The organism is Chryseobacterium rhizosphaerae, assembly GCF_003385455.1.
Classification (GTDB): Bacteria; Bacteroidota; Bacteroidia; order Flavobacteriales; family Weeksellaceae; genus Chryseobacterium; species Chryseobacterium rhizosphaerae.
Window position 1 is genome coordinate 87,767 of the sequence record NZ_QNUF01000018.1, and the last position, 11,390, is coordinate 99,156.

Sequence of the window (11,390 nt, forward strand, 5' to 3'; positions counted from 1 at the left end):
TAAAAGTTAGTTAAATGGTTGGTCTAAGGTAGACTTTTATAGGTTATTATTAATAGCATCTTCTGTTTTATCGACTCCAAAGCTGATAAATGCTCCAACAAATACAAAGGTATTGACAGGGGGAACAACTGCTGAGCTTCGTGAGCCATCCACAGAAAAATTGTACCCATATACATTTTTTGATCCTAAAACATTGGAAACACTTAATACCAGCACCGTAAATGCTTTTGCGTCTTTTTTTCCAAGATTCGGAAGGTAATTGATGCTGAAATTAAGGGCATTATAATCTTTCAGTCTTCCCTCATTTCTGGTATAATTAATGGCTTTTCCGTTATCAAACGTAGAAGCAATATCGTAATAGGGACGGCCTTTAGCATAGGTATAAGAAAGGTTCACTCCCATTTTCCACTCCGGAATAAATCTTTTAACAACGGCTGAAAGGGTATGTTCTGCTGCAAAATTTGGTTTTAAACTCACCGGATAATTAAGGAAATCTCTTTTTGAATCCAGGAATGAATAGGTAACCCAGTAATCAATATTCTTGAATGTCTTTTTGTTGTCTCTCCAAAACAGTTCCAGTCCTTTTGCATATCCGTAACCATCGTTATTCAGAGCCGTCTGAATCTGTTGATTTTGTTCTTTTCCCGGGATAACATTAAATGTTTTAATCAGCTGATCATATTTTTTATAGAAAGCTTCAAGGCGTAAACTTCTTCCTTCTGAACTTCTTTGCACCTGGAAAACAAAATGTTGTGAGTTCTGAAAACCTAATTCTGCCGGGCCATTGATATATTTGCTTTCAGGATTCTGATAAAAAAGTCCGTAAGCCAAAGAGGTTGTCCAGTCTCTTGCAAGACGATAGGCTAATGCAAAACGGGGTGCAATATTACTTTTTCCCAGAAAAGAAGAATGCTCAGCCCTCACCCCTATTTTTGCAGATAATGCATTACTGAATCCAAGGTCTGTTTCTACAAAAGCTGAAGAAATTAAGTCTTTATAATTCTTCTGCACCTCTTCAAAATTGAGTTTTTCATTGGTGTTATTCAGTTCAAAACCTCCTCTTACCGCACTGATCTTATTAATCTTTCTCTCGAGTACTGCTTTAAAATTGATATAATTTCCATCTGTCAGCAGTTTTGTTCTATCTGATTCTCTTTCCTGAGTTTCTGTAGAAAAATTAAGATCTGATTCATTATAGGAATACGAGCCTCCTACATTTAGCAGGTATTTTCCAAATTTCTGTCTGAACGATAGGTTATGGTAGGTATTTTTCCCTTTGAGTCTTACCAGTCCAAAGTCGTATTCCGGCTCAAGACTTTCTGACCTCACTCCCATTGTATTGGAATTGTACATTCCGTAATACTTAAAAAAGCCTCCTGATTTTGTTTTAACTCTAAAATTCAGGTCACCGTTAAGTCCATGCGGAGCATCAATAAAATTTGTATTGAAATTAAGGGCTTTCTGCATCAGGCTTAAAATTGAATATCCTACAGAAGCGCCAAAGGAATAGTCTTTTTTAGCGCCTAATTTTTGAAATCCGGCACTCAAAAAAATGGGAGAAATCCCAATATCATAAGAACTCTGATCCGGAAGGTCAACACTTTCCAACATCAGCACACCGGAAAGGGCCTGGCCATAAAGAGCAGAATATCCGCCACTTGAAAATATATTCCCTTTAAAAAGAGAGGTATTGAACTGGTCTCTTCCTGCAATTCCGGGGATAGAATTAGAGAAATAATTATTGATCAGGCTTCCATCCATAAAAATCCTGGATTCTGTTCCTGTCCCTCCCCTGATAAAAAGGCCTCCGGATTCACCTACTTTCTGAACTCCCGGAAGATAGTTTAATGCTGAAGATATCTGCCCATCTGCCCCTGCTGTGGTATAAATATCAATAGGAGTAAGCAGTGCGGTAGCCCTTTTCTTATCACTTGCTTCTATAGATCCTGCAGAAACTACTACCGCATCAATCTCACTGATCTGCTCCTTCAGATCTGCATTTACAGCAACAGATTGATTTTCAATAACAATGGATTTTTCAACGGTTTCATATTTTGGATGTGTAAAGGTGAGGATATGGCTTCCTTTTTCGGAGGTTTCAAAAGAAAAGTTTCCCTGCCCATCCGTTGTAGCTCCATCATAAGTATCTTTGAGTGTAACGTTTACCTCACTTATTCCCTTATTTTTAAAAGCTACCCTTCCTGAGACTTTTACCTGGGCATATCCCATTATAAAAGCTAAAAAGAAAAATAGGAATAGTAATTTTTGTCCTTGTATTTTCATGGTTCTAATTTCTTGGTCAAAAATATTACAAGAAATGCCTTTTTGTAAAAAAAATTTACTGAAAGGCATAGTTTGGTTACTGAATGGAAAATTAGTGAATAGGGATACAGAAATCTACAATCATTTTTCCTTCGGGATGTTCTTTAAAGTTGGAATGATAGATTTCAAAAGGGAATGTTTTCCTCATGGAATACCCGTGTTTATTCATCCATAAAAACAAGGATACCCAACATTGTTCAAAGTCATGAAGCGTTACTTCTCCTCTTCCAATAACAAATTTTCCGGCATCGATACTTTCAGAAAATATCTCTCCCTGAGCCTTATCCAGTTTTTCATCCAATAACATACAGGCATGAATTCTGACTTTATCCGCAGGGGTAATTTTAAAGCTATCATGATACACAGAAATCATTTTAACATTTTCTCCCGGAAACAGGTTTTTCTTTTTTGCCCAGTCTATGAGAATATTGTAAGAGGGCTCCACCTGGGCCAACCCAAGACTCATCACTGCTGCCAGATTCATTTCCGGCATTTCTTTTACTTCGATTTTTAAGTTCATTGTAGTCCAATTTAATAGGTTTTCAATACTGCAAATGTATTGGCTGAAAACCGTATCAACTTGTCCGTTCTTGCTTTGTGTTTGTAAAATCTTGTGAAATGTTTCAGGTGCTGACTTACGGAATTCAGATGGAGGAACTCCATAATATTTTTTGAATGTTTTACTAAAAACCGAATGGCTTGAGAATCCAAGATCGAAATAAATGTCTTTAATCTCAGCCTCTTTATGCACCGCCAGGTAGAAAGCACTCTTTTCTATTTTCTTTCTGATAATATAGTTCTGAAGTGTTTCTCCTGTAATAAGTTTAAATATTCTGTGAAAATGGAAAGGAGAATAGGCACTGACCTCTGCTATTTTTTCCAAAGAGAGGTCCGTGTCAAGATGATTGTCAATATAGTGGATCACTTTTATGATCCGTTTTTTATATTCTTCCAAATCAAAAGTACTGATCTGCAAAGATATTGATGTAGTACAATCTGCAGTTGTCTTTTATTGCTGTTTTTAAGATTTTTCGTTTTTTATTGCAGCGTACACACAGAAACTCCCAATTGAGGCCAAAACAGAAGCTAAGACAAAAGGAGCTCCACTGAAAATCACGGGGCTATGGCTAGATGTAAAGTAAGCGAATACATTGGTCATTAGCAAAGGTCCAAAAACAGCAGTAATGCTGCCAATACTCGACAATCCTCCCTGAAGGAGCCCTTGCTTGTTATCAGGAACTTTGGAAGAAATTACACTTTGAAGTATTGGGGTAGCCATCCCTCCTAATGCATAAGGAACCATGACGGCAAAAGCCATCCATGACTTAGTTATTAACCCAAATAATAGCAGACTGACGCAGTAAATAAACATGCAAATCATGATTGATTTCTTCTGCCCCAGCTTATTGATAAATAATCCAATAAACAGCCCCTGGGATATCACCATTAAAACGCCAAAAAACCCTAATGAATATCCTATCATATCCGCCTTCCAGTTAAACTTTTCCATCCCATATACATTCCAGGTGCTCTGCATAGCATGACCCGCCAAAGCGATGAATACAAAAGCAACAATCAGTGAAGGAGCCAATATCTCTTTTTTAATGCTTTTGATAGCTCCTATGGGATTGGCCGTTTTCCAGGAAAAAGGTCTTCTGTTGCTTTCTTTAAGAGATTCAGGCAATACAAAAACGCCATACATAAAATTAAGAAGACTCAGCCCGGCAGCGGCATAGAAAGGGATTCGTTCACCATACTGCCCCAGCAATCCTCCAATCACAGGTCCTATGATTAATCCAAGCCCGGCAACGGCACTTATCATTCCGAAATTCTGACTTTTCTTTTCAGGTGTACTGATATCTGAAACATATGCAGTAGCAGTAGTCATGCTGGATCCCATAATTCCTGTTATTATCCGCCCCACAAACAACCACATAAGGTTTGGTGCAAATGCAAGAATCAGATAATCTATTCCGAGTCCCAATAGAGACCATAAAAGTACAGGTCTTCGTCCGAAGCGGTCACTAAGATTCCCCAGGATTGGGGCAAATATAAACTGCATTAAGGCATATATTGATATAAACCACCCTATATACTGTGTTGTCGTACTTAAATCTCCATTTGACAGCTTCAAAATAAGGGTAGGCAGCACGGGAGCAACGATCCCTATTCCAATGATATCAATCAGGATGGTGATAAAAATAAAAACCAATGCGTAATCTTTTTTTCTTTGCATAAGTAGGGGTTGTTTTTTTAAAGTAAGTATGAATATTTTACAATTAAGCTATCGCTGCATTCATTAGATTTTTAATGACTTGCGCAATGTAATTGAAGTTTTGATTGATAAAGAAATGGTTCCCGTTTACGATCTGACATTCACATTCGGATTCCGTATAATGAGCCCAGTTTCTTATGTTCAGGGCATATCGTTCATTTTTTCCCATTACAGCAAAAACGGGAGTCTGTATTTTTTCATAAAACGGAATATTTTCCTTGTTCTCCAGCAATCCGAAGTCTGCTCTTAGCACGGGTTCAAAAAAGTCCAGTAATTCTTCAAACTCCATGATTTCATCCGAAAGCCCACCCAATTTTCTTACCTCCATAAAGAACTCTGTTCTTGGCAGTCCCGCAATAGGTGGGTTATTTTTTATTTTGGGGCCAGGATATCCTGTTGGAACAAAATAGGCGGGAGCATCCATAGATTCTTCCATTGCAAGACAAATCTCATGTCCTAAAATAGCTCCCATACTATGGCCGTATATGAGGTATGGAACTTCTTTTTTCCGCTCTTTTTTTACCTGGCTCAACAGATCTGCTACAGCATCCTGTTTATTTTTTAAAAAGGATGCTGTCATACGATCTCCTCTACCCGGAAGTTCGGGGGTTACTACCTGAAAAAAGGGTTCCAAATTTTCAATCAGCGGACGGAAGGAATTTTTGTCTCCGCCTGCGTAATGCAATAAAAATACCTGCGGTTTATATGATGTTGTTCTGTTCATAGGTTTTCTTTAGTGTGTGTAGTTTAGAACATGGGAGATCTCTTACCATCTCCCATGTTTTTTTAATTACTGGCAGCTGTTTTAAGGATTAGGTCAATGATCTGTTCTTTCTGTTCCAGCATCGTTTGATGGGATGCATTAATAGGATAAACAGATAATAAATCACGGTTTTCCATGATGGAATCTACATTATTATAGGCTGATCCCTGTACATGGCTGTTAAATGATTCATTGAAGGTTTCTCCCTTAAGCATTGCCTTGAATAAAACCACTTTTGTTGAAGTAAGATTATTTGAAATATTTTCTTTAATAATCGTATACTCAGCTGACATAAAGTTTTTAGTGGCTGTAAACCGGCGGTCATCAACAGGAATATTGAGTTTCTCACTCAGCTCTTCATCTGTAGGAAACGAAAGGAATTCTACCAGTTTCTGATCAGAGGCGTAGAAAATAGTATCCAGCAGATAAACTGTAATTTTCTGATGTCCTCTGTTCTCAAGCTCTGAGGCAATCTCCAGTGCAATATTTCCACCCAAAGACCATCCTAACAGGATATATTCTTCCTGATGATTATCTTTCCGGATGTCATCAATATGATCCAGATAATAATGAGCAAGCCCTTTCAGGTTACTAATCTTCTCTTCATTGTATAAGTTATAGGAATCTACTCCATAACAGTTATATTCTGCTTTTAACTGTTCTGCCAATGACTGATAGACTTCACAACCTCCGTTTCCAGGATGTATCAGGAACATTTTTGGATTGCTATTCTCCTGATTAAAGGCAACGATAGGCTTATACTCTTTCCCGTAGCTCATTATCGTTTTAGAAAGTTTACTTATCGTTTTCTCTTTAAACAATTCTACAATTTTGAGCTGAACATCCAGCTGCTGCTGTATCCTGTTGATCAGTTTAATAGCCATGATACTATTTCCTCCTAATTTGAAGAAATCATCATGAATACTAACTCCTTCCGGATCCAGATCCAATACTTCTCCATAGATACCGGCAAGTTTTCGTTGCAGATCATTTTCAGGAGCGGCATATTCTGATATTCCGATAAACTCAGGCTCAGGAAGGCGTTTTCTGTCTGTTTTTCCGTTGATAGTGAGAGGAAGACGTTCCAGATGTATATACACATTCGGAATCATATAATCCGGAAGTGTTTCTGATAAGAATTCAGAAATCATATGGGGGTCTATTACCGGATCAGAAACATAGTATCCGGCAAGATATTTCATTCCTCCTCTGTTTTCTTTGGCCAGAACAACGGCCTGCTTCACTCCAGGATACTGAAGTAACCTGTTTTCAATTTCTCCAAGCTCAATTCTATATCCGCGGATCTTCACCTGGAAGTCATTTCTGCCCATATATTCCAATTCACCATTAGCCAGCCAGCGTACTAAGTCACCGGTCTTATATAGCCGTCCATTCTTTCCTTTTTCTTTTTGTTCTAACGTCTGGAATGGATTGTTCAGGAAGCGTTCTTCTGTCAACTCAGGTTGGTTTAAATAACCTCTGGCAACACCTGCTCCCCCTATATAAAGCTCTCCTACTGCCCCTACAGGAACAGGACGGAAATGGGCATCCAATACATAAACCGTCATGTTGTTGATAGGATCCCCGATATTTAATGGATTGCGATCTTCTTTATAATAATGAAGTGTTGTACAGACTGTTCCTTCGGTTGGCCCGTACTCATTTACCAAGATGATATCCTCAATATTTTTATCCAGGGCAGGGAAACTTTCCCCTCCGGCAAAAATCAGCTTCAAGTGGGTTCCATAATCTATAACCTCCCTCAATAAAGCTGGTGGTATAAAGGAAACTTCTATATTATTTTCTTTGATATAGTCATTAAGTTCGTTCACTGATGTTCTAAGGTCATTGCTATACATCCACAAGGTATTCCCGTTACATAATGCCGGAAATGCTTCATAGACAAAGGCATCGAATACATAATTTGAAAAACATCCCACTTCCTGGTATTCTTCAAGTCGGTGAACTTTTATCATTGATTCTATAAGGTTGATCACTCCAGAATGTTCAATCATTACTCCCTTAGGAAGTCCCGTCGTTCCACTGGTGTAAATCACATAAGCCAGATTGGCCGGGCTTACCTTGGCAGCAGGATTGCCAGAGTTTGACTGATCAAGCTTTTCTATAACCTTTTCGCTATCCAGTACAATCAACTCTGCTTTCCCTAAAGAAGATTCTATTAATGTATTGACTCCATTTTTCTGGGTAAGAACCACTCTGGCCTCAGTATCTTTTACAATATGATTAAATCGCTCTGCCGGATATGATGGATCCATAGGAACATATGCCGCTCCGGCTTTCATCACAGCAAGGATTGCAATAATTATATCTTCAGAACGCTCAAGACATAGAGGTACCAGATCATCCGGCTGAAGATGATATTCATTGATAAGGTGATTGGCCAAACGATTGGCTCTTTCATTCAGTTCACGGTAGGATAATCTTATATTCTGATAGACTAAAGCCGTAGTGTCAGGAGTCATTTCAACCTGATTTTCAAAAAGCTGATGAATCGTAAACTTATCCTGATATCCTTTCTGGGTATTATTCCAAACGTCTACGATCTGTTTGCTTTCCTTCTCCGCGATCAGAGAAAGCTCATTAATTCTTGTATTCCCTGTTCCTGATTTTACCATCTGGTTCAGAAGGAATTGATAAGAATTTGCCATACGGACAATTGTTTCTTTTCTAAACAGAGAGGTTGCATAGTTGAAGGTCATCTGTATCGCTTCCGGACCATCATTTACCATTGTCGTCAGATCAAACTTTGCAGCCTGATAGTCAACTTCACCATCAAAAGAATAGAATAAGTCTTCATCTTCCTTAGCAGTCGAATCTCCGCCACCAAAATTCTGCAGTCCAAACATTACCTGGAAGACAGGGTGTCTGGATGTATCCTGTTCTACTCCTAATTCTTCCACAAGCTTCTCGAATGGAAGATCCTGATGAGATTGTGCTTCCGTCACCGAACCTGCCACCTGAAGGATAAAGTCTTTTACCTTTTGCTCTGAGTCAATTTTCTCTCTTAAAGCCAGGGTGTTTACAAAGAAACCGATGATATCTTCAAGACCGGCATAATGACGGTTGGCAATAGGGCTTCCCACTACAATATCTTCCTGACCGGAATAGGCTGAAAGCATCAGATAATATCCACTCAGCATGACACTGTATACACTTACTCCAAGGTTTCTGGAGATCCCTCTGATCCCTTCGGATATTTCTCCTGATATATCAACATTAATTGTTTCTCCTTCATAAGAGATGTCTGCAGGTCTATGGAAATCCGTTGGTAAATCCAGACTTTGATAATCATCGAATTTAACCTTCCAATACTCAATCTGACTATCCAAACGTTTACCTGAAAGATAATTACGCTGCCATAACGCAAAATCTTTATATTGAATCTTCAATTCAGGAAGTGTAGAAGCTATTCCTAATGATAATGTATGATAGAGACTGCTCAGTTCCTTTAAAAAGACCTCTGTAGACCATCCGTCAAAAGCAATATGATGAATCACAACAGACAGATACTGCTGCCCCTTGAAGCTGAAGATATTGATCTCTACAGGAATTTCTGAATCCAGACGGAAGACTTTATTGGCACATTTGTTTATGTGCTGATCCAATTCTTCTCTCGTCTCTACTTCTGTTATTTTAAATTCAGGAATAAAATCTGTAACTATCTGATACCCTACTCCATCTTCATTCGTTTTGATCAATGTGCGGAGCACTTCATGACGCATTACTACCGCTTCAAGAGCTTTACACAGAACGGAAACATCCGTTTTCTGATTCAGAATAACAGTCATTGGAATATTATACGCACTGCTTCCTCCTTCATACGCTTCTATAAACCAAAGTCTTTCCTGTGCAAAAGATAAACGCTGCTCTTCAGGCGATGATATTGCTATCGGGGTTATGGTTATCTGTTCATCATTATGATCTTCTCCACTTAATACATTGGCCAGAGAAACTATAGTCTTATGAGTAAGTACCTTAGCCACTTTCACCTGTATACCAAGTTCCTGCTTGATCTTACCGGCTAACTTAATCGCCATGATACTGTTTCCTCCTAATCGGAAGAAGTCATCATGGATACTGATGTTTTCAGGGGCAAGTCCCAGCACTTCACCGTAAATTCGGGATAGTGTTCTCTGTAACTCATTTTCTACGGCTACATATTCTCTATCTCCATTGAAGTCGGGTTCAGGAAGCTGTTTTCTGTCTAGCTTACCATTGATGGTCAATGGTAAAGAGGTGAGATGAACAAAGACACTCGGTACCATATATTCCGGTAAAGAGGAGGATAAATACTCAGTAAGGAGTTCATTATCCAGCTCTCCGGCTGATACATAATATCCGGCAAGGTATTTCATCCCCGCATTGTTCTCTTTGGCCAATACCACAGACTGTTTTACTTCAGGATGCTGAGACAATCGGTTTTCGATCTCTCCAAGCTCTATTCTGTAACCCCGGATCTTCACCTGGAAGTCATTTCTTCCAATGTATTCTATATTGCCATCAGGAAGCCAACGCACAAGGTCTCCCGTACTGTACAATCTTCCATTTTCTCCATTCTCTTTCTGTTCTTTCGTTTGGAAAGGGTTAGCAATGAAACGCTCTTCGGTCAGATCAGCACGGTTTAAATAGCCTCTTGCTATTCCCACTCCTCCAAGATAAAGCTCACCTACAGCACCTACAGGGACTAAACGATGGGACTCATCCAGTACATAAGCTGAACTGTTCCCTACCGGACGGCCAATCAAATGAACATCTCCATGTTCTACCTGTTTGTAAGTGGCATAGATCGTTGCTTCGGTAGGGCCGTAAAGGTTGTACAACACTTTCTCTTCTGACCAGTATTTTCCTGTTTCATAATCACAAGGCTCTCCTGCATACAACAAACCTTTAAGGAATGGGTAAGACACACGCGGAAGAACAGAAAGCATCACCGGTGGTAAATAGGTATAAGCAATTTCATTAGAAACTAAGTATCTGCTGATAGCATCGGCATCCTTCTTCGTTTCTTCATCCAACAGGTGAAGTTCGTTTCCATACAGTAAACTGTTGAAAAACTCGGATACGGATACGTCAAAAACGTATGACGTATAAGCAGTTATTTTCTCTCCTTCACTGAAACCATAAGCCTCTCTTACCTGAGAAACAACGTTGACTACATTCTTATGTTCCACCATCACTCCTTTAGGCAGTCCCGTGGTTCCACTGGTATAAATAACATAGGCCAGATTATCTGATTGAACTTCCGTAACAGGATTTGAGACTTCCTGTAATTCCAGAATCGTTTGGAAAACAGAATCGTTTATAGAAATAGTTGTTACTGAACCTGTCACTTTTTCTATAGTGCTTTCTTCAGCAATAACTATTTTACTGCCTGTATCTTTAAGAATGTGTTCTATTCTGTCTGAAGGATAAGAGGGATCCATAGGAACATAAGCTGCCCCGGATTTTAATACTCCTAAAATAGCAATCAGCATGTGTTCTGAACGCTCCAGACATAGTGGAACTAAATCATCCGGTTCAAGGGCATATGTTTTTATCAGATAATTTGCCAGGCGGTTTGAACGCTCATTAAGCTCTTTGTAGCTTAATCTAACATCTCCATAAACCAACGCAATCGCTTCAGGAGTTCTTGATGCCTGAGATTCAAATAAATCAGAAAGGGTTTTATCTGAAACTACAGATTCTACCACATTCCAGGACTGGATGAGTTTTAGCTGATTATCAGAAACATAATAAAGCTTATCTGTTGTGATTTTCTTATTTTTCAGGATCTGATCTAAAAGAGTTTCCATTCCTTCAATCAACTGCTGTATCGTTTGTTCTTCAAAAAGAACGCCTTCATAATTGATCTTGACGGTTACACTATCTCCCTGTTCCGAAGCCATAATTCCCAATGGATAATCAAGCTTCTCTACAGAGTCCATGAATACAAATCCCAACTCATTACCCTCACCTCCCTTAGGTACCGGATAGTTCTCATACACAAATAAGCTGCTGAAAATCCTGCGT

General features: G+C 39.0%; 5 protein-coding genes. All 5 read right to left on the reverse strand.

What is annotated here, in order from left to right; translation table 11 throughout:
- Window positions 1–36 precede the first annotated feature (36 nt).
- Window positions 37–2,283: a TonB-dependent receptor gene (locus DRF57_RS15270; RefSeq protein ID WP_115919444.1), complete on the reverse strand. Its 2,247-nt coding sequence runs from the start codon at window positions 2,281–2,283 to the stop codon at window positions 37–39.
- 91 nt (window positions 2,284–2,374) lie between these two features.
- Complete coding sequence (locus tag DRF57_RS15275; RefSeq protein WP_115919432.1) at window positions 2,375–3,298, reverse strand: AraC family transcriptional regulator; 924 nt, start codon at window positions 3,296–3,298, stop codon at window positions 2,375–2,377.
- Between the two features lie 45 nt (window positions 3,299–3,343).
- The gene (locus DRF57_RS15280) at window positions 3,344–4,558 is read right to left on the reverse strand and encodes a TCR/Tet family MFS transporter (protein WP_084086316.1); all 1,215 of its coding nucleotides are present in this window, start codon (window positions 4,556–4,558) and stop codon (window positions 3,344–3,346) included.
- Between the two features lie 43 nt (window positions 4,559–4,601).
- The gene (locus DRF57_RS15285) at window positions 4,602–5,321 is read right to left on the reverse strand and encodes a thioesterase II family protein (RefSeq protein WP_115919434.1); all 720 of its coding nucleotides are present in this window, start codon (window positions 5,319–5,321) and stop codon (window positions 4,602–4,604) included.
- Window positions 5,322–5,383: 62 nt separating this feature from the next.
- Window positions 5,384–11,383 carry a non-ribosomal peptide synthetase gene (locus tag DRF57_RS15290; RefSeq protein ID WP_262511488.1) on the reverse strand — a complete coding sequence of 2,000 codons (6,000 nt, stop codon included), beginning with the start codon at window positions 11,381–11,383 and terminating at the stop codon, window positions 5,384–5,386.
- Window positions 11,384–11,390 lie beyond the last annotated feature (7 nt).